The following is a 21,658-nucleotide window of genomic DNA, read 5'->3' as shown; positions in this document are numbered from 1 at the left end:
AAAACTTAACTTTTTAAACATTATAAATCCTTTGAGAATTTTCAGCTAATCAAACGCTTCTTCTCATTGCGTATTTTAAAACAATTCTATTGCGTAATTATAACGCTATAAAAATATAAAAATATTTTAATTAATGCCGAATTAATATATTTATTTAAGTTTTATTGTCACATCATTTTTTTTTTAGTTATATTTTTACACTTTTACAATTTTGGGATACTGCTTCAAAAACAATTTGACGCGCTAAAATATAATAGTCAATAGGTACTGCCTCTCTAATGTCTGAACAGGCAGAACTGCTGGCCTGCGGGCAGAAAAAAAGCCCAAATACGTCTGTATTTGAGCTTCGGATCGAATTTATTTGATTATTTTGCGGATAAATTATAAGGCCTGGACTACGCCTTCATTGAGTGCATTTAAATAATTGGTTTCATGAAAACTATAAAGAAACGGCGAACGGTGCTGCCCAATATTTCTTTTTTCATTTAGCTTCACAATAATTTCCATTGCAATCAATTTATTGGAGAAATTTCGCCGATCGAAAGTTTTATTCAAAACAGTCTCGTACAAAATCTGAATTTCAGGTAAGGTAAATTTTTCAGGCAGCAGGTTATATCCTATCGGCTCATTAAATATCTGTTTTCGCATTGTGTTTAGAGCCTCTGCGATAATCTCATTATGATCTAATAATAAATTGTCAGGTATTTCATTTACCTCAACCCATTTGTAGTCTTCTATTAAAATATCTTGTTTAATATTTGCAGCCGAGCAGTCTATTATCGCATAAAACCCAACCGCCAGAGTTCTGTCTGCCAGCCAGTTGTTTTCCGGAAGCCTATCCCAAATTTCATCATCTCGTTTTGAGATTCTGTATTTGGAATCTCCAAAAACATGAAATTGTTTTAAGAAAATATTATCCAGAGATGTTCGTTCATTTAAAATCCTTTTAGCAGCTTGCGTCAAACCCTCTTCTTTAAGAATATAACCGCTGGGAACTCCCCAGCCAACATTTCTTAATTTTACCAATAATACTTTTAAATGACGATTTTCATATCCAAATACAACACATTCTATAGACATATGAGGTAAATAAACTTTATGTCCATTCATCATAAAGTCTTCTATAGCTTCAAAATCTTCCATACTAAATTGCAGTTCCTTTTGTTACCTTACAAAGTTAATTATAAATCTAAGAATTCAAATTTAATATTAGCATACAAACAGCTCCATTTTCTGGATAAATTTTAAGGAAGTAAGTTATTGGAGGAAAGCAAGCAGCTTCCCTAACTTCTTCTGCGTTACTTAAAGCCTTTGTTTTGTAAAGTTTCTAAATCCCTTTCCAGGAAACGCAAAACAATAAAAGAGGGCTTTCTTTCGAAGCCCTCTCTGTTCTTTACTGCTTTAAATAAGGAAACACTGCTTACTAATTCAAAATTTTCAATTTAAAAGGCATATAAAGAAGGATTAAAATAATTTAACGTGGTTTCAATAAGACCGAATCTCAATAATGATCCTGCAGAAAAACACACCTGTAAAAGGGTTATCGAGATAGCAGCTTTAAATGCCCAGTTTAGTAAAAAGGCTGGTTAATTTTGCTTCGTCAGACGGTCTCGGTGCATTTGAACTTACAATATTCCCCTGAGGATCAATCAGAATAAAACGAGGAATAGCCATGATCAGGTAATCTTTTATAAACTGCGAATCAAAAGATTTATCAGCAATAAGCTGAATTCCTCCCATTTTCTGCTTTTCAATCATTTCTTTCCATTTATCATGTGCTTTGGCTTTGTCTACCGATATGCTTACAAAAACAATATTTTTATCATGATATTTCTCTTCCATTTTCTGCAGAAATGGAATTTCAGCCTTGCATGGCCCGCACCATGTTGCCCAGACATCAATATATACAAATTTTCCCTTCAGGCTTTCTAAAGAAGTTGTGCCTCCCGCATTGTTCTCATAGCCAGCAAATTTTGGAGAAGGACGCCCTTTGGACACTTTAACCAGTTCATTGTATGTTTTTGTAATTTTATTTTTGTGCTGCTCATCAGAATCTGCACCCATGAAAATCTTGTAATAGGTTTCAAGATCTTCCGCATAAGTAATTCCCATTTCTGCTGATTCAAACAAAAGCTGATTCCTGATCAGCGGATTTGAAATTGTGCTGTATGTTTTAAGAAGCGCTATATCTGCATCAATAGATTCTGTCTTTTCCAGTTCAGAGGCTTTCTTTTCATAATGAGAAACAAGCAGTTTTTTATATTCCTCAGAAAATTTGAAATCTTCCAAATTGTCCAGCTTTAATCCTGCCAGATCATTCAAGAAGTCTTTTGATACTTTGAAGCCTTCCATCGGTGTATAATACTCATGATATTTCTCGTATTTTTCCAACTCAGCGAAATACGCGTACTGAATGTTTCTGGTTTCTTTCGCGGCATAAGCTGCAGGAATTCCTTTTGAAGTAACCAGCACTGATTGTGTCTTGTCCTTAATTTCTTTAAATTTTGCCTTAAAAGCAGTCTCTTCCAACTTATAAACTGACGACTGGTCAGGCCCGATTAAATCTTTTTTGATTTGATCCTTGCGAAGTAGATAACCGCATATCTCAGATCCTTTACCAGAGAATTTTAATGTTTTGTAAAAATCTGAAGCATCTGCATTGATTTTAATATCATTTCCATTTTCCACATATAATAATGCATAATTTTTACCATTCAGCAGGTAATATATGCCTTCCTTTACACGCAGGGTATCTTGAAAGTGTCCATCTGCCGAGATTTTTAAAGTCTTAGAAAATGACTGGTCCCTGCTTACGATTTTAAAATCTTCGGTTTTATTAGTGATGACGCCTGATATTAAAGTGTAGTCTGCGGATTTCGACTTCCATGCTGTTAAGCTTAATACAAAAACTGCCAGCAGTATTACTTTTTTCATTTCAATTTTTTTTATGTTAATGTAAATTATCAATTCATAATCTTCTGCCTTTAATTTTTTCTAATGCTTTCCCCATGAACCGGGTAAAAAAGGAGCTGCAAGCAGCCCCCTGTATCTTTCAAAAAGTACTAACTTATACGTTTACATAAAAACAATGAAAGACAACTATTAAAAAATTATAAAAATCCACCGCTCCTGCGAGCCTGCTTCTTACTGGCATTTCATAAAAATCAGTCTTCTTTTGATGCCAGATATCTTTCTGCATCAAGTGCTGCCATGCAGCCAGTGCCTGCAGCAGTAATAGCCTGGCGGTAAACCTGGTCCGCAGCATCGCCAGCCACAAATACGCCATCGACATTTGTTCTGGATGTTCCCGGAACATTTATGATATACCCAGTTTCATCAAGGGAAATGTAATCAGCAAAAATATCTGTATTTGGTTTGTGCCCAATGGCTACGAAAAAACCTGTGGCAGGAATTTCAATAACTTCCCCTGTATTTTTATTTAATGCTTTAACGCCGTAAACTACATGCTGGTCGCCTACAACTTCTACAGTATCATGATTCATTAAAATCTCAATATTCTCAGTTTTGCGGACACGTTCTTCCATAATTTTCGATGCCCTGAATTTCTCGCTTCTGACAAGCATCGTTACCTTTTTACAAAGTTTAGACAGATAATGTGCCTCCTCACAAGCAGAATCTCCGGCGCCGACAATTACAACGTCCCGATTTCGGTAGAAAAATCCATCGCAGACTGCGCAGGCTGAAACTCCCCCGCCCATATTTAAATAGTGCTGTTCTGATGGTAATCCTAAATATTTTGCCGAAGCACCTGTAGAAATAATAACGGTTTCACATTGTAATTCGATCGAATCGTTAATCCAGACTTTATGTGACTGTGCTGAAAAATCTACTTTTGTAGCCCATCCATCGCGGATATCAGCTCCAAAACGTTTTGCCTGCTCTTGTAACTGCATCATCATTTCGGGGCCTGTAATTCCATCAGCATAACCCGGAAAATTCTCCACCTCATTAGTTGTAGTCAGCTGGCCGCCTGGCTGCATTCCCTGATATAAAATAGGATTCATATTTGCTCTGGCTGCATAAATTGCAGCAGTATAACCTGCGGGACCAGAACCAATAATCAGGCATTTAATTTTTTCGATTGTATCTGACATATAATATTTTTGTAATTCAAAACTCAATTAATCAAGGATAAACCATTCCTTTACACTCTCGGCAAGAAGCTCTTTTTCTGTTATGCTGTCAAATTCATTACTTGCCGGATTGTACTGATATCCTTTCTGCCAGTCCTCACAGTAAAAAGCAATTTTCTGTACCGCATCGCAGATAAACAGTAATTCCTCGTTGGTCATAGTCGGGTGCAGTGATAATCTGACCCAGCCTGGTTTCTGTGTTAAATCCTTTTCAAGGATGCCTTTTGTAATAACTTGGGACTGCTTCTTATCAATATCAAAGAGATGGTGCGCATAGGTGCTGGCACATGACCAGCCGCCGCGGACCTGAATGCCGAAACGGTCATTTAAAAGACGTACCAGAAGGTTATAATGGATATTTTCAACTGTAAAAGAAACACATCCGATACGCTCCGTTTGAATATCGCCCAGTATAGATAGTCCGGGAATTTTAAGAAGCTCTGTATAACAGAGGTGCAGTAATTCCTTTTCCCTTTTCTTCATATTCTCAACTCCCATCTTTTCCTTGAGCTCGATGCATAAGGCAGTTCTCATAACCTGAAGAAAACCTGGGGTTCCCCCGTCTTCCCTGACCTCGGGAATATTACTGTAAAAATAATCCCCCCAAGGATTAGTGCATTTTACATTGCCCCCTCCCGGATTGTCAGGAAATCGGGATTTATATAGTTTTTCATTAAAAATTAAAATGCCGCAGGTTCCCGGTCCTCCCAGAAATTTGTGAGGTGAAAAGAGCACGGCATCCAGACGCTCCTCTGGATCTGCAGGGTGCATATCAATATTGGCATACGGTGCCGAGGCTGCAAAATCTATGATACAGATACCTCCGTGCTTGTGCATCACTGCCGCCATTTTATGATAAGGCGTAATAATGCCCGTTACATTCGAACAGGCCGTAAAAGAGCCTATTTTAACTTTTCTATCCTTGTACTTGTCTAGAATCCTGTCCAAAACAGAAGGATCCGCCAGAAAATTTTCATCTGCAGGCAGAATTACTACATCTGCACCAATTTCATACCAGGGAACCTGATTGGAATGGTGTTCCATATGAGTAATGAATACAACTGGTTTTTGCGCAGAGTCTGCTGAATTTTGAATTTCCGAACCTGTCTGCTGAAGCCCCATTAAACGCTGGAGCTTTGAGAGTGCGGCAGTCATTCCTGCTCCTGTTGTTACCAGCACATCGTCTTCAGCTGCATTTACATGCTTTTTTATCAGCATTCTGGCGTGCTGATACGCATACGTGGAAGCTTTTCCCGTTTCACTCGAAAATGAATGTGTGTTGGCAATCATAGGTCCTATCTTGTATCTCATGATATCTTCAATGGGACCGTACAACCTTCCGCTTGCAATCCAGTCGGCATATACTAATTTTTGTTCCCCGTAATAGGATTTAAACCTATGGCCTGTTCCCACTATATGCGGTCTGAAAGACCCGAAGTAGGACTCTAACGGGGAAATATTGTTTTGGGTAGTAGTAGTGCTCATTAAACTTTACAGTATATAATACTTTTTAATCTATTTTTTAAATTTTGATATTCCTTCGGTAAGCCATGCTTTATAATCAGCTGTTTCCGGCGTATATCCGGTAGGTTTCACCAGCGTCTGCTCATTATGATCCATAAGGACATAATACGGCTGGCTGTTTGATTTATAGCGAAGGGTCTGAAGCTCACTCCATTTCTGGCCGATGTACTTCAGCTTTTTGCCAGGTTTTAATTTTGACTCTATGATCTCTGAATCTGATAATTTTCGTTTATCATCAACATAAAGTGATATCAGCACAACGTCGTTTTTCAATATATTTAAAACTTCCGGCTTAGGCCATACATTCTGCTCCATTTTTCTGCAGTTCACGCATGCCCATCCTGTAAAATCTAGCATAATCGGTTTTCCAGTTTTTTTAGCATAGGCAACCCCTTTATCATAGTCATCAAAAGCTACAATATCGTGAGGGGCAAGAAGATGTGCTCCCTCAGGCAGTTCTGCGGCCTTACCTGCATCGGCCGACGCGCCTTTAGCACTTCCAACACCATATGGTGATTCACTGTAATCCTGCGGAGGAGGAAAAGCGCTTATTAGATTCAGCGGAGCCCCCCAAAGACCGGGAATTAAATAGATCGTAAAACTCAAAACCAGCAGTCCCATTCCTAATCTTCCTACCGAAATGTGCGGCAGAGGGGAATCATGAGGAAGCTGAATTTTTCCAAACAGATAAAACGCCAGTGCACCAAAGACAGCAATCCAGATTGCAATGAATACTTCGCGTTCCAGCAGATGCAGCTGCAGCACTAAATCAGCTTGCGACAAAAACTTAAAGGCAAGTGCAAGCTCCAGAAAACCTAAGAATACTTTCACGGTATTCAGCCAGCCTCCTGATTTTGGCAGGGAATTAAGCCAGCCCGGAAAGGCTGCAAAAAGTGCAAAAGGCAGTGCTATAGCCGAGGAGAAACCCAGCATTCCTATTATAGGGGCTGCGCCTCCTTTTGAAGCCGCCTCGACAAGCAGTGTTCCAACGATTGGACCAGTACAGGAGAAAGATACTATTGCCAGGGCAAGAGCCATAAAAAATATACCGATCAGTCCTCCTCTATCGGCCTGAGAATCTACTTTGTTGGCCAGTGAATTTGGAAGCATAATTTCAAATCCGCCTAAAAACGAGCAGGCAAAAACTACCAGCAGAAGAAAGAAAATAATATTAAACCATACATTGGTTGATAATGCATTTAAAGAATCCGCACCGAAGACAGCCGTCACTATGGTACCCAGCAGCACATAGATAATTATAATACAGATTCCATATATAACAGCATTTCTGATTCCTGCAGCTCTGTTTTTACTCTGTTTGGTAAAAAAGCTGACCGTCATCGGAATCATTGGAAATACACATGGAGTCAGCAAGGCAGCGAAACCTGATAAAAATGCTAAGAAAAAGATCCCAAAAAGACCTCCCGAATTCGGGTTGTCTTTCGATGAATCCTCGGATATTGCGGCCGCAGTTTTTGAAACTTCCGATACTGCGGCGGTATCTTCTAACCAAAAGGTTAAGGTCTGAGAAGACACGGGAAGAAATTCAGCGGCTGTACCTGCAGTAAATTCAACCTCGGCCTTTACAGCTTTAATTTTTTTTAAAATTTCAATACGCTGTTCAAATACTGCAGACCCGGTAAAGCTACTAACTTCTGCCCCGTCCTTATCTTTGATAAGCAGGCCTTCCGGTTCTTTTGTATTGCCAATCACTGTAAAACCGCCTTCAGAATCATCATAAAGAAAACTTGTAGCAGCGGGAATACCGGCAGGAACTTCCTGTCCATATAAAGACCATCCTGCACCTATTTCTGCCTTACTTATAAGTTTGTATTCCGTATCTGATATCTTTTCCACTGCCGTTGACCACTTTACCGGCTTTGAGCCCTGCGAGACAGCTGACAGCGTGCTGAATATCAATATAAATAATATAATCTTTTTCATTTAATATAACTGTATAAATCGGGATGTAAAAAACCCTGTTAAATTTCTCCCCCCAGCCGTTTGGGCCCGCTGAAGGGAAATTATTTAACTGCTAATATTTATTTAATTTCAAAAACTAGATCTTCCTCTGAAGGAGGCAGGCATTGTGAATCATTGCACACCATGAATTCCACCACCGCATTTATTTTAAAACCTTTCTTTTTATTTTTCACTTTGATGGTCTGTCTGAAGTCTGCTTTCTTTTCGAAATATTTTATTTTCATTTTGAAAACTTTATCATCTATAGTATGACCCTGATCTTCTCTGGTATTTCCTTTTTTTAAATAATTTGGATTTCCCTTAAATGTAAAACTGGTTGCAGAAGGTCCATTTTCTGGAACTGACTGCGAATATAAATGCCAGTCACCAGAAATCGCAGCCGTAGCAACAAGTTCATATTCAGTTTCGGAAATCTTTTTCACTGAAGTTTTCCATTTTACCGGTGCTAATATTTGTGCTTGTACTGCACAGAATGAAAGCAGTGCAAAAATTAAGGCGGTCTTTCTCATCTTTTTTAGTTTATTGGTTAATGTTTTTTATTCTTTATTCTTATTGTTTCGGCTTGAATACTATCTCATAGGATTTACCGCCTTTTAAAATTTCCCCAGCCATGAGCTGTATGTCTTTTTTGGTCATCTTGGAAACAATCTCCTCAAAGTTTTTAGGATCGCTTATATCTTCTGCATATCTGAAATATCTCATAAGAAGCTGCAGATCGTATGAATTTTTATCTTTTGCCTGTTCGTTTTCTTTGATAAGGTTTGTTCTGATCTTGTTTAATTCTTCGTCGATAATAATACCGTCAGCGATTTTTTTAAATTCTGCATTCACAATATCAACCAGTTTGTCTGCCATTCCTGGATTACAGTCAAAGCTAAATGATACGAACGCCTGCGGCTTGGGCTCTCTTGAAAAGCCTGCATACGCACTTGGGCTGTAAGCTCCTCCTTCTGCTTCACGAACCGTAGCAGTAACTCTCAGCTGAAGTATTTTTCCAAGCACGCTGCTGTAAATTGATTTTTTTATACTGTATGGAATGTCTTTTCTAAAAACCATATTTACTACAGCTTTTGGATCTTTCATCTCAACATAAATGTCTTTATCGGTTCTCTCAGAAAGCCATTGAGGCGTATTGTCAGCAAATTTTTCTTTAACATTTCCAGTCGAAATACCTGCTATATACTTAACTAAAAGAGGCTCCAGCTGGCCTGATTCAACGTCACCAACAATAAAGAATTCAAAATCTGATATGTCAGCAAATCTTTCCTTGTAAACAGACTGTATTTTTTCAAATGAAACGGCATCAGCATACTTTTGATTAACAATTAATTTTCGCGGGTTATTTGCTCCGTATAGCGCCAATGACAAGCTGTCTTTCATTTTCTCACCGACATCTTTACCTCTTCTGACAATGTAATTGTTTATATTGCTCTGAAGCACTTTAAAAGATTCTGGATCAAAACGCGGTTTTACAAACTGAAGATAAACAAGCTGCAGCATTGTCTCTGTATCCTTGGTATTAGAACGTCCCGAAATGGACTCGTTAATATCACTAAGAGATAATGAAACACCGGCAGTTTTTCCTGCCATCACTTTTTTCAGTTCTGCAGCAGTAAATTCTCCAAGTCCCGACATCTGAGCCAGATTAATTGCAAAATCTGCAGATGGAAGATCTGCATCTTTTACAAGAGAGGTGCCGCCTCTGCTGATTCCATTTAAAACTACCTGATTTTTCTCTTTATTAACAAACTTATAGTGCACCGTAACACCATTACTTAAAATAAATGTAGTTGCCCCGGTTGTTTTATCTTTCTTAGCAGATCGTATTGTGCCTGGTTTGATTTCCAGTCCCGATATCAGGGTTTTCCCTGCAAGTGCTTCAGTGTAGGGCTGTATTGAAGTACTGTTTTCAATTGACGTTAAAATCTGCTGCGCGCCATCCTCAGTGAGGTTATCCTGTCCTTCCACGCCGGTAACAATTAAAAATCTGTTCTCCTTTGTGTATAAATTTTTAATAATGTTGTGCAGTTCTTCCTTTGTTATTGATGCCATCAGCATTTTTGACGCCTGATACTCTTTGTCAATGTCTGTCATTGCAGCATTATCTAAAAAGTTTTCCTGTATAACTTCTTCTATGCTTTCATGGCTTTTCTCATTTTTAGCTGCTATCTGATTCTCGTAAGAGGTTTTGATATTCTGCTTTGCACGTTCAACTTCAGAATCGGTATAACCAAATTTCACAGCGCGTACAACTTCAGTCAAAACTTCGGTGAACGCCTTCTGCTGCTGATTCGGTTTAGGCGTTACCATTACATTTAATACATTGGCGCTCTTTGACATCTGTCCATATCCTGTGCGTGCCCCAAGAAATGCTGCTCCAGGCTTCTGTGCTAATTCCGAGATTCTGTCTGAAAGCATTTTAAGTGCCATCGATTCCATGAGAATACGTTTCAAATCACCAACAGTTTCTGATTTTTGCAATCTTTGATGGCGTATGCCAAAATGTATTGAAGGCGATGAAATTTCAGGATCTGTAGCCATTACAAACTGCATTTTCTCATTTTGCGCTATATCCACAACAAATCTTTTTTTAGGATTATCAACAGCTGGAATCGAAGAAAACTTCTGTTTTATCACTGCCTCAACAGCTTTTACATCGATATCCCCTATTACGGCAATAGCCTGAAGATCTGATCGGTACCAATCATGGTAAAAATCACGAAGTGCTTTATACTTAAAATTCTCTACGACAGGCATAAGTCCAATAGGCATCCTCTGCGCATATTTAGAATTATTATATCGTACGCCAAGTGTCTTTTCCATTAATCTTGACTGACCGTTTTGTCTGGCACGCCACTCTTCTTTAATAACTCCTCTTTCAGCATCTATTTCTTCTTCAGTTAAAAGAAGCTTATTTGACCAGTCTCTTAAAACTGTAAGGCATACATCTACCAGACCGTCTTTTGTCGGTATATTGTTCATATTATAAACAGTTTCATCAAATGATGTGTAGGCATTTATATCCTTACCGAAGACTGCCCCATTTTTTTGCAGGGTATTTAAAATTCCTTTTCCCGGAAAACTTTCCGTTCCATTAAATGCCATATGTTCCAAAAAATGCGCAAGCCCCTGCTGCTCGTCATTCTCTAAAATAGAGCCTACATTCTGGATTATGTAGTAGCTTGCTGCTCCTTTTACAACTTCCGTTCTCTTAATATAATACGTCATCCCATTTGGAAGCACACCCTTTATTATGCTCTGGTCAACAGGCAGAGGATCCGATTCCTTGTAGTCCTGCGCATTACCCTGGAGCAGTGACGCGATAAAAAAACTGAATGATAAAATTAAAGTGCGTTTCATAGTTATGGTTTAGTCTGTTGATTTTTTGTGATAGGATATTGGGCAAATTTTTAAGCAATGTCCTAAAATGCAGACTCCTTAATAATTAATCTTCTGTATTTTCCAGCTCTAAACCCGAAACATACTTGACAAAAAATTTAAATTTTGGAGTCATTACTTAACATACTAATTCAATTCTTTGAAAATAGGTGACAAAAAATAAATTAAATTTTAATATTCATTTAATAATAAGTTACACTTTAGGACGATAAGCCATATTATCGTCAGTAAAATCGGATAATAACAAATAATAATGCAAAATGCGCACTTTTGTCAAAAAGCCAAAAAACCACCTCCACATTATTAAAAATTCATTTATAGACTGCAAAATCTGTAATCTTACCATATTTTAACATTTAGCAACAGAATAAACACCGTTTTACAGCATTGTATTAAAGTTTGTTTAAAAAAAAGTTAATTTTTTTGTCACCCATTTAACAGGCTTTCGGATTATAGATTTAAAGACCAAGTTTATGAACCAGGAAAGCAAAGAACTGCTGCCGTATATCCAGGGATATTTCGACAATTCACTCACACCGGCTGAGCAGGAAGCTTTTATGCATATACTTGACAATGATGCTGAAGCAAGAAAAACTTTTGTTCAGCATGTAGAAAATTATAGAAGCTGCAGACAGATTGCTCTTTCTCAGTCCATCAATAAGAAAGATGCATGGAAAAAACTGCTGGTAAAACTTTCGGTGCCCTATCATGGAAACCTGAAACATTTAAAAAACAAATCAAATGCAGGCAGAAATTTATCCAGATGGAGTATTTATACGTCCCTTGCTGCAGCATGTATTGTAGTCTTCTATGCAACGAAAGAAGTATCAGCTGAGAAATCGATAGAGAAACTGGAAATAAAAAACTCAGAAGTCACGCTAACACTGTCAAGCGGAGAAAATTTTGTACTTGGCGCTGGACAGAATAAACTTGTAAAGGATTCAAAAGGAAGACTTATGGGGGAATCTGCTGAAAACACATTGTCTCATAATGGCTCTGCCGCTTCTTCACAGGGAACATTCTGTACTTTAAAAGTTCCATTCGGAAAAAAATACAACGTTACGCTCTCTGACAACACAAAAGTGTATTTGAATTCCGGTACTTCTATTGTATATCCGCAGAAGTTTGTTAAAGGGAGCAGCTCAAGAGATGTAAAGGTATATGGAGAAGCATATTTTGAAGTTGCAGAAGACAGTACAGCACCTTTTTTCGTACATACACAGGATATGACTGTAAAAGTTCTGGGAACGCATTTTAATGTGCACTGCTACGATGAAGAAGACCATTCGTTTGTTGTGCTGGCAAAGGGAGCAGTTTCTCTGGCTAATAACCAGTCCCAAGTAACGGCGCAGGCCGCAGTAAATCTCAAACCTGAGCAGATGGGCTATTTTGACAAAAATGATCGTTCCATTGTGAGAAAAAAAGTTTTCAGCGAAGAATATACAGCTTGGCTTCACGGAAAGGTCATCTACCGCGACGCCTCTTTAAAAGAATTATTACGCGGACTTGAACGTCATTTTAATGTTCAGATTCAGTGCAGAAATAAAAATTTATCAAATCAAAAAATCAATGCTAATTTTGGAGATGAAAAGCTGCCGCAGGTGCTGGAGTATCTAAAAGAAGATTTTGGTTTAGATTATGAGATTCAGGATAATAAAATTGTTCTGAATTAATAAAAGCAATCATCTAAATTTTATGCCTATGAAACTAAAAACTAATCCAAAAATTAAAAATTAAATTAAACTAACCAACTGCAAATTAATGAGAAAAATAATTAATGATTTATGCCCGAGCAGGTTCAGCCCCTGCGCATACCAGCCGACAAAATACAGCCTGCTTTTCTTGCTGCTGTTATTGAATTTCTTTACAATGAATGCCGAAAGCAATACTTTTTTCCAAACGTCAATTGATTTAAAAGACGTAAAAATTGAAAGGGTGCTAAATGAAATAGAACTAAACACAAACTACAAATTTGTTTATAAAGTAGAAGATGTCGATTTGAACCGTGTAGTTACAATTAAGATCAGCAATGCCAAAATTGAAACTATACTGAGAGAATTGTTTAAAAGTACAGGAACATCATTCAGGGTGGCGGACAACCATGTTTTTTTAAATAAAAAAAGCGTAACGGCCAACGCGCAGGACCAGAGCCCTGACCAGGATTTTATTACTGGTAAGGTAACTGATGAAAAAGGACTGCCTATCCCAGGAGTGAGCGTTTTCTTTGAAAACGCCATTACAGGCACCGTTACTACCAGCAATGGTACATTTAAGCTTGAAAGAGGCCCAGGTGACGACGTACTTGTATTTAAAACACTTGGTTTTCTTACTTACAAAACCTCTGTAGGCAATCAAAAATCCGTTAATGTAAAATTAAAAGAAGATATTACTGAACTTTCTGAAGTTGCTGTGGTGGTAAATACCGGTATGAGCAAAAGAGCGCTTAACAGCTATACCGGAGCTGCAACCACAATTACCGGTGCAGAAATAAAGCAGATCAGTGCCACTAATATATTCAGTGCAATTTCCGCTATTGATCCTTCGGTTAGAATAGCGCAAAATAACATCGCCGGCGGAAACATTAATAATCTTCCTAAAATAAATATCAGAGGAACAAATTCCTTTCCTAACCTTACGGGAGAATTATCAGCTGACCCTAATACTCCGCTGATAATCTTAGATGGTTTCGAGGTGGATATTGAAAGAATTTATGACCTTGATGTCAATCTTATCAGCAACATTACAATATTAAAAGATGCATCTGCTACTGCCATATACGGTTCAAGAGGAGCAAACGGCGTAATGGTCTTCACTACGAAAACTCCGGAGCCGGGTAAGCTGAGAGTTACTTTAATAAATGACTTTAATGTACTTACACCGGATCTTTCTGTTTATAATTACTTAAACAGTACACAGAAACTGGACTTCGAAAAAAGAGTGGGAATATATACGAAAGCAGAGCCTGACAATCAATATGTGTATAATTCACTTTATAACTACAGATTAAAATCTGCCCTAAGCGGAGTGGATACGGACTGGGCAAAAGTGCCGGTTCAGACAGGAGTTGGAAATCAGACATCATTATATCTTCAGGGAGGTGATGATAAAATCCGTTATGGAGCGCAGGTATCTGCTGATTTTCAAAACGGTGTAATGAAAAAACAAGACCGAAATAATTATACAGGTCAGTTTGACTTTTCCTATAGAACTAATAAATTTAAATTCAGCAACTCTTTGAGGGTTTTTCAAAATAAAGCCAATAATTCACCATACGGCGATTTTGAGGAATACTTAAAACTTAATCCGTACTGGGCACCTTACGACGAGAATGGAAATCCTAAGATGTATCTGGAAAATTATACAATAGGCAACAGGATTTTTACCCAGCGTAATCCTCTGTATGATGCCACATTAAATTCAGTGAACAGCAGCGGTTACTTCGGATTCTCGAATAACTTCCAGTTTCAGTACAAAATACTGCCTTCATTGTTTTTAGAAAGTAATTTCACGATAAACAGAAGAAATACGCAGTCTGACCAGTTCTTTTCAGCGCAGGACAGCCGTTTCGAGGCAATTACAGATGTGAGCAGACGAGGCAGCTACACTAAAACGAATCAGGACTTGAGATATTTTGAAAATTTAACAACCCTGAATTTTAATCTGCGCCGAGACAAACATCAATATTACTCGATGCTGGGTCTTAACCTTTCAAGCAATACAACAGAATATTATACATTAGTTGCAGAAGGTTTTCCTTATGATAAACTTGATAACTTATTATTTGCCGCGCAGTATGAACTTAACGGAAAGCCTACAGGTGATGAAAGCACTATTAGAAGAGTTGGACTTGTTTACAGCGGAAGCTACAGTTATGACGAAAGATTTCTTGTAGACGTTTCTTTGAGAAGAGACGGGTCTTCACAGTATGGTGCTGACAACAGATTTGGTACTTTCTGGTCTGCAGGACTTGGATGGAATATCCACAATGAAGCCATGTTTAAAGACAGTGAATGGATTAACCGTTTAAAATTGAGAGGAAGTTACGGATCAACAGGTTCTACCAATATTCCAGCATACGGTGCACAGACAAGATACAGTTATGGAGTTGGAACACTATATGATGGTTCTATCGGAACATCGCTGGTAAATCTTGGCAATAAATCATTGAGCTGGCAGAATGTCTATAAATTTAATGTCGGGCTGGATGCTGTTTTATTAAATAACAGACTGGACACCCGTTTTGATTTTTATATTGAAGATACTAAAGATGCCTTGACACAGGTTACACTGGCACCATCTTCCGGATTTTCTACATATGCGGAAAACCTAGGGAGTATTCAAAATAAAGGTTTTGAATTCTCTGTACGATACAAATTAATTGACGATAAAACCAGAAATATATTCTGGAGTGTATATGCCAACGGGTACACAAACACTAACATTTTAAAGAAACTTTCAAACAAGCTTAGGTCATCAAATGACAATCTGAATGAACTTAACGCAGATCAGACGGTGCCTAACGTGCTTTTTGAAGAAGGACAGTCAATCAATACGATTTATGCAGTCCGTTCCTTAGGAGTTGATCCTGTTACGGGATCTGAAATCTACCTGAAAAAAGACGGTACGCAGACCTATGTATGGGATGCTAAAGATAAAGTTGCCGTTGGTGTTACAGATGCTAAATGGAGAGGAAATTTTGGAACTAATTTTATGTACAAAGGATTTGAACTGGGACTGATATTTGACTATACATTAGGAGGAGATCTTTACAATCAGACTTTAGTAGACAGAGTAGAATCAGTTGATCCGCAGTACAATGTAGATGTTAGAGCTTATAATTTAGGATGGTCTCAGCCTGGAGATGTGAGTCCGTATACTAGAATTACGGTTGATAAAGCTCCGACAAAAGTCACTTCAAGATTTGTTCAGGAAGACAACACAATCAATATGCTGTCTGGATCTTTAGCTTATAATTTTAACAGACAAAATTATATTTTACAAAAATTAGGGATGAGCTCGTTAAAGCTTACATTCATTGCCAATGATGTAGCAAGATGGAGTTCAATTGAAATTGAAAGAGGAACAGCAAACCCTTATGCCCGCGCTTATTCATTAACACTGCTGGCTAACTTTTAAAAAATAATAAACATGAAAAAGTTAATTCGAAATACAATCTTATCAATGATTCTTATAGGCGGTGCATCAAGCTGTGAATCTTACCTTGATGTAGAACCTAAATCAAGTTTGTCGGAAGATGATTTGTTTTCTTCTGCAATCGGATTTGAGCAGGCAGTAACAGGTGTATACGCAAAGATGGCATCCAGACCACTGTACGGCGATAATCTCTCTATGGGATTTGTTTCTGCCCTTGCGCAGAATTATGCAACAGAAGGAACCACTGCGCCTCTTGTGCAGACCAGAGCTTATAACTACACTTCTGATGAAGTCATCACATTAACCAATTCAATCTGGAAAGAGACTTATACGCAGATTGCGGCGGCTAATAAGGTTCTGGAGAATACGGCAAAAAGCAGCGGGATTTTAACTGAGGCGGAAAAACAGCATTATAAAGGTGAAGCTTTAGTCCTTAGAGCTTATCTTCACTTTGACCTGCTTAGAATTTTTGGAAAATCAATGGTTTTTGGTGCAGACAGCAAAGCAATACCTTATAAAACTATTGTTGACGAAAAGCCTACTGCCCCTTCTACAACAAAACAGGTGCTGGAGCTTATATTAAAAGACCTATCTGAAGCCGCAACGCTTCTAAAGGATGATGCGGGAGTTGACTACACACTGCTGAGCAGCAGATTTAAAGTAAACTATTATGCAGTTAAAGCACTTCAGGCAAGGGTAAATCTTTACTATGGCGATAATGCAGCAGCAAATGCAGCAGCACTTGAAGTAGTCAATTCTAAAAAATACAGCTTTATCCCCTTATCAAGAGTTTCTGCTGCAGAGGAATACAGAGACCGACTTTTCAGCACAGAGCTTATTTTTGCTCTTCGTGCCAAAGACATCACCACCTGGGAACAGAATTATTTTCACTATTATTTAGGTAGCACAGGAAACAGTTTAACAAGACCAGAAAAAGATTTCAACACTATATTTGAACTTTCATCAGGGGGAAGCACTGATATGAGAAGACTTTATCTTCTTGGCGCGGAATCGGGATCTATTTTTCCTTCAAAGTTTTGGCAGACCAGTGGTGCAACTGCAAAGGAAACGCGTATGGATCAGATCGTGCCGCTAATCAGACTTAGTGAAATGTATTACATCCTGGCAGAAACAGCAGGAAGCGCCGCGGCGGGAACCCCATTTCTAAATACTGTTCTAACCAACAGAAACGTAAGCAGAGTACTTAACGCTGCGACCATTACGGAGGCTAATTTCAGATTAGAACTTACTAAAGAGCAGCAGAAAGAATTTTATGCAGAAGGCCAGATGTTTTTTTACTATAAACGCCTTAATGCAGCATCGATAAATTTTTACACGGGAACATTGACAGGTCAGACCTATGTACTGCCGATACCGGATACTGAATTAGAATTTAATCCCAGCTATGACTAAAAACAAAACATTATGAAAAATAAAATCAATTTATATTCTGCATTACTGATGATTTTCTTTGTGCTGGTTTTCAGCAGCTGTGAAAAATCTGAAATCATTACAATCGATGAGAATTATGGGGGAATAGCTTTTTTTACAGCCAGCGGGAGCACTGAAGCAGATAGTTTATCGTACTCTTTCGCCTACAATACAACAGAGCTGGAAAGAGACACCATATTTATAGATATGCGTCTTACAGGCGAAATAAAATCTTATGACAGGGAAATAGGCGTTACAGCCGCAGAAGGAACAACAGCAGTTCAGGGCGTTAATTTTGAGCTACCTAAAGTGATGCTGCCTGCGGGAGAGTATGCAGTGAAATACCCACTTGTGCTGTTTAATACCCCAGATCTGACAACTAAAGATTTCAGGATTGTATTGAAAGTTATTGAAACAAAAGACCTGAAAATCGGTGCCCTGGGCAGAGAGATAGGCACAACTGTAATAGCCAACGGAGGTATACGTAACTCATCGACCACAATTAACATGGATAAATATGTGGTGAATTTCAATAATAAACTTACAGAGCCGGATTATTGGGCTGGTTTGGAGGCTTCTGGTTACGGTACATTCAGCATAACTAAATTTCAGTTCATGCTGAAAACCCTAGGAACAGAAAAAATGGAGCTTGCCGCACAATGGAATTACAACCAGACATTGAGTTATCTGGTACAGATGCAGAATGCATTACAAGCATATGAGCAGCAAAACGGAGAAATGATAGATGAAAATGGACAACCTGTTTTGTTTGAGTAATATAAATCCTTTAAAAAAAATCAATATGAAAAATAAAATATTGTACGCGCTTACAGCGGTATTTTTAATACTTATGGCCAGCTGTCAGACCGACGACCAGGATTTTAGTTATGATCCGACTAACGAAATATCAGTTGTGACCGATACAACCAGCTACAGTGTTATCCAGTTTGAAACCCTGAATATTGTTCCAGAAATTTCGAACTCTATAAAGGATGACAGAACTTATAAGTATGAATGGTCTGCCTATGCTACCCTTTCAGGGAAAACACCAGTTGTATTATCCACAGAAAAAGACCTTAATGAACCTATAGGACTTGATGTAAATACCTATCATCTAGTATACAGTATCACTGATACAAAAACAGGAGTCGTATATACACAAAGATACACCCTTAAAGTAGATTCTGGTTTTTATGAAGGCTGGCTGGTTGCAAACAATAAAGATGGGCGCGGACAGCTCTCTTTCATCCGAAAAGACGGCCTTGTAATTTACAATCCTGCTGAAGAAGTTAATGGCAAGACCTATTCCGGAATGGCTTTTGACGCTGCAGCACCAATTAATGATTTAACAGATAATCATCAGATATATTATTTCGCATCCGATAATATTTATCTTTTTGACGCCAACAGTTTTACTGAGCTGAGCACTAGCGAAAAACTATTTGGACTACCATTAGTTTCATCTGCACCTGCAGATGTAGCTATAGGTTCACTGAGTTCTACTGCATATATTGTCAACAACGGCAAAATTCACTCAACAAGCATGTTTGCAGGTTTCGAGGGAGCTTATACAGCACCATTGACAGGTGATTATGATTCTGTTTATCCTATGGCTTTTGTAAACCAATCCTTTAATGCATACTTCGGAAATACATACTTCTACGATAATATCAGGAAAAAATTTGTATTCGCTGCGATGGGAGAAGTACGCATAAATGCTGCAGCTGCTACTGCTTCAAATGCATTTTTCAACATGGCCTCTGTTAACCGCACCATGCTTGTGGCAGCAAAAGGAACCGCAGGCAGGTATCATTTCATTATGAAGGACGACAGCACTTCAAAATGTTACCTGTATTCTCTAAACAATGGTATACCTTCTGCCAATAAAGAAATTGCGCTGGCCGGAATTGACCAGATCACAAGTTTTGATGCAATTTCCAGCGGTGCAGAACTGGCATATATTGGTCTAGGAAATAAATTATACAAATATGATATCGCAGCCAATACAACTGTTGAAATTTATGAATTCCCAGCCACAGCGAAAATTGCAGATATAAAAACATATAAAAACCCTTATCTGGACTTTTCAATAAACCCTACAGACCCGCAGCACAATAAAAAAATTACAGTTGCTGTTAACAATGGCGGCAGCGGTGAAGTTTTTGTTTTCAGTCTTTCAGGAACTGGTACTATCGTTAACAGCACTTTTTCTGAACATTACACCGGTTTTGGGGAAATAAAATCAGTAGCATACAGAAATAAATAATCAAAAAAAATCATGAAAAAAAACAAATCCAGACTATTTTACAGTATCGTACTGCTGGGAATAATAAACTTTGCGGCAGCGCAGAATCTAACTATAAAAGGTTCCATTGCCGATCTTAACCAAAACATTGAAATAGTTGAATTTACGGAGGACGGAACAAAAACTATTAAAAGCATACCTGTTGAAAACGGAATATTCTCCGATAAGTTTGAAGTAGGCACCGAACCTAAAAAATACAGAATCAAGATTTTTCAGCTGCTGGTAGCTACATATCTTGAACCGGGAACACTAACGATTACAGGTGATATGACTGATTATAAAACTATTAAATTTTCAGGATTAAAAACTGTAGATGAATATGCCGCTTACAGGGAAGAGCACCGTGCTGCACAGAAAGCAGAAGAAGCAAAAGACGGCGCTAAATTTGGGATCAGTGAGAGTGCCGCTCTTCGTGCTAAGTTTAACAAGCAGTGGGTAGCAGCTCATCCAGACAGTTACGTCGCTTTTGATTTAATCGCGGAACTTTATAATAACTACGATGAAGTTAAGGCATATTATGACTTTCTAAGCCCAAAATTAAAAGCTTCTTCAAGAGGTATTGCTCTTAAAGAGAAAATGGAAACTATGAAAAGAGGAGCCAAAGGAATGGAAATTCTAAATTTCACATTGAAAGATGTAGACGGGAAAGATGTAAATATACAGTCTTACAAAGGAAAGTATGTTCTCATCGATTTCTGGGCAAGCTGGTGTAAACCATGCCGTGCAGAAAATCCAAACGTACTGGCAGCATATAATAAATATAAAGATAAAAACTTTACCGTTCTAAGCGTTTCAATTGATGACAGCCCGGAGAAATGGAAAGCTGCAATTAAAGAAGATGGACTACCTTGGACTCAGGTAAGAGACAGAGAAAACAAAAAAAGCAAAGTAATGGACTATTATAACATTAATGCCATCCCTTCTACTTTTTTAATTGATAAGAATGGAATAATCATCGCTCAGGATCTTCGCGGAGGAGCTTTAGAGGAAAAACTTACAGAAGTACTAAAGTAAGAGAAAGGGACAGTAAAAAATTTTTTCTTATTTTTTTTAATATTATATTTATAGCCATACTGCTTCGGCAGTATGGCTAATTTGATTTGAAATATGCAGCAAAGCGATAAATTAATACTGGAAAAACTGAAAAAAGGGGAAGACAGCCAGAGTGCATTCAAAGAGCTCTTTGACCTATACTATGTCCCTTTAGCAGCCTACTCCTTAAAATTCTGCAACTCGTACATCGCTGCCGAAGATATTGTTCAGGAAGTTTTTATCAAATTCTGGGACCAGCAGCTTTATTTCAAATGTGAGGAAACAGCTGCCCCTTATCTTTATCGGGCTGTGAAAAATAATTCGCTGCAGTTTATACAGCGGGACAAAACGATTTATTTTGAAAGCATCGAAAGCCAGATTAATTTAATATATGACGATGACTTTCTGGATGAAAAAGCAATTGAAACCAGAAAGACAAAACTGTATCAGGAAATCGAAGCACTACCTGCAAAAGGAAGGGAAGTATTTACTGCGATTGTATTTCATAATAAAACATATAACGAAGTTGCAGCAGAATTAAACATCTCCATAAACACAGTTAAAACCCACTATACAAGATCATTAAAACAATTACGCACGGCATTATATTTATTAATTATATTTTTATTTATAAAATAAGTCACCCATTTTTAAGATTAATGATTATTAAGATAAA

Annotated in this window: 14 protein-coding genes; 7 read left to right on the top strand and 7 right to left on the bottom strand. The window is 37.9% G+C overall.

The window, feature by feature from the left end:
• Nucleotides 1–381: 381 nt before the first annotated feature.
• The 7 genes from OZP10_RS14935 to OZP10_RS14905 all read right to left on the bottom strand — a co-directional run bounded on the left by OZP10_RS14935 (nucleotide 382) and on the right by OZP10_RS14905 (nucleotide 11,021).
• Nucleotides 382–1,143: an NUDIX hydrolase gene (locus OZP10_RS14935; protein WP_281631587.1), complete on the bottom strand. Its 762-nt coding sequence runs from the start codon at nucleotides 1,141–1,143 to the stop codon at nucleotides 382–384.
• 414 nt (nucleotides 1,144–1,557) lie between these two features.
• Complete coding sequence (locus tag OZP10_RS14930; protein WP_281631586.1) at nucleotides 1,558–2,934, bottom strand: TlpA family protein disulfide reductase; 1,377 nt, start codon at nucleotides 2,932–2,934, stop codon at nucleotides 1,558–1,560.
• 230 nt (nucleotides 2,935–3,164) lie between these two features.
• Entirely contained in the window at nucleotides 3,165–4,115 is a 951-nt protein-coding gene (trxB, locus tag OZP10_RS14925) for a thioredoxin-disulfide reductase (RefSeq protein ID WP_281631585.1), read from the bottom strand.
• A 27-nt stretch (nucleotides 4,116–4,142) separates the two neighbouring features.
• Entirely contained in the window at nucleotides 4,143–5,639 is a 1,497-nt protein-coding gene (locus OZP10_RS14920) for an aminotransferase class V-fold PLP-dependent enzyme (RefSeq protein WP_281631584.1), read from the bottom strand.
• A gap of 30 nt (nucleotides 5,640–5,669) precedes the next feature.
• On the bottom strand, nucleotides 5,670–7,622 hold the full coding sequence (locus OZP10_RS14915) for a protein-disulfide reductase DsbD family protein (RefSeq protein ID WP_281631583.1): 1,953 nt from the start codon (nucleotides 7,620–7,622) through the stop codon (nucleotides 5,670–5,672).
• 98 nt (nucleotides 7,623–7,720) lie between these two features.
• Nucleotides 7,721–8,170: a protein-disulfide reductase DsbD domain-containing protein gene (locus OZP10_RS14910; protein ID WP_281631582.1), complete on the bottom strand. Its 450-nt coding sequence runs from the start codon at nucleotides 8,168–8,170 to the stop codon at nucleotides 7,721–7,723.
• A 40-nt stretch (nucleotides 8,171–8,210) separates the two neighbouring features.
• Nucleotides 8,211–11,021 (bottom strand): M16 family metallopeptidase, encoded by a 2,811-nt coding sequence (locus OZP10_RS14905; RefSeq protein WP_281631581.1) that lies wholly within the window; start codon nucleotides 11,019–11,021, stop codon nucleotides 8,211–8,213.
• 512 nt (nucleotides 11,022–11,533) lie between these two features.
• Here OZP10_RS14905 and OZP10_RS14900 point away from each other — a divergent pair.
• From OZP10_RS14900 to OZP10_RS14870, 7 genes are all read left to right on the top strand, one after another.
• Nucleotides 11,534–12,733, top strand: a complete 1,200-nt coding sequence (locus OZP10_RS14900) for a FecR family protein (RefSeq protein WP_281631580.1) — start codon at nucleotides 11,534–11,536, stop codon at nucleotides 12,731–12,733.
• Nucleotides 12,734–12,821: 88 nt separating this feature from the next.
• A complete protein-coding gene (locus OZP10_RS14895; protein WP_281631579.1) occupies nucleotides 12,822–16,196 on the top strand; it encodes a SusC/RagA family TonB-linked outer membrane protein in 3,375 nt (1,124 codons plus the stop codon).
• A gap of 12 nt (nucleotides 16,197–16,208) precedes the next feature.
• Nucleotides 16,209–17,627, top strand: coding sequence for a RagB/SusD family nutrient uptake outer membrane protein (locus tag OZP10_RS14890; protein WP_281631578.1), 1,419 nt, complete (start codon nucleotides 16,209–16,211; stop codon nucleotides 17,625–17,627).
• Between the two features lie 12 nt (nucleotides 17,628–17,639).
• On the top strand, nucleotides 17,640–18,422 hold the full coding sequence (locus OZP10_RS14885) for a DUF4843 domain-containing protein (RefSeq protein WP_281631577.1): 783 nt from the start codon (nucleotides 17,640–17,642) through the stop codon (nucleotides 18,420–18,422).
• A 73-nt stretch (nucleotides 18,423–18,495) separates the two neighbouring features.
• Complete coding sequence (locus OZP10_RS14880) at nucleotides 18,496–19,911, top strand: PKD-like family lipoprotein (RefSeq protein WP_281631576.1); 1,416 nt, start codon at nucleotides 18,496–18,498, stop codon at nucleotides 19,909–19,911.
• Between the two features lie 12 nt (nucleotides 19,912–19,923).
• Complete coding sequence (locus OZP10_RS14875) at nucleotides 19,924–20,964, top strand: TlpA disulfide reductase family protein (RefSeq protein ID WP_281631575.1); 1,041 nt, start codon at nucleotides 19,924–19,926, stop codon at nucleotides 20,962–20,964.
• A gap of 93 nt (nucleotides 20,965–21,057) precedes the next feature.
• On the top strand, nucleotides 21,058–21,621 hold the full coding sequence (locus tag OZP10_RS14870; RefSeq protein WP_281631574.1) for an RNA polymerase sigma factor: 564 nt from the start codon (nucleotides 21,058–21,060) through the stop codon (nucleotides 21,619–21,621).
• Nucleotides 21,622–21,658: the final 37 nt, after the last annotated feature.

The sequence above is a fragment of the Flavobacterium luteolum genome, assembly GCF_027111275.1.
GTDB classification, from domain to species: Bacteria; Bacteroidota; Bacteroidia; order Flavobacteriales; family Flavobacteriaceae; genus Flavobacterium; species Flavobacterium luteolum.
This window is presented reverse-complemented; position numbering and strand designations above follow the sequence as displayed.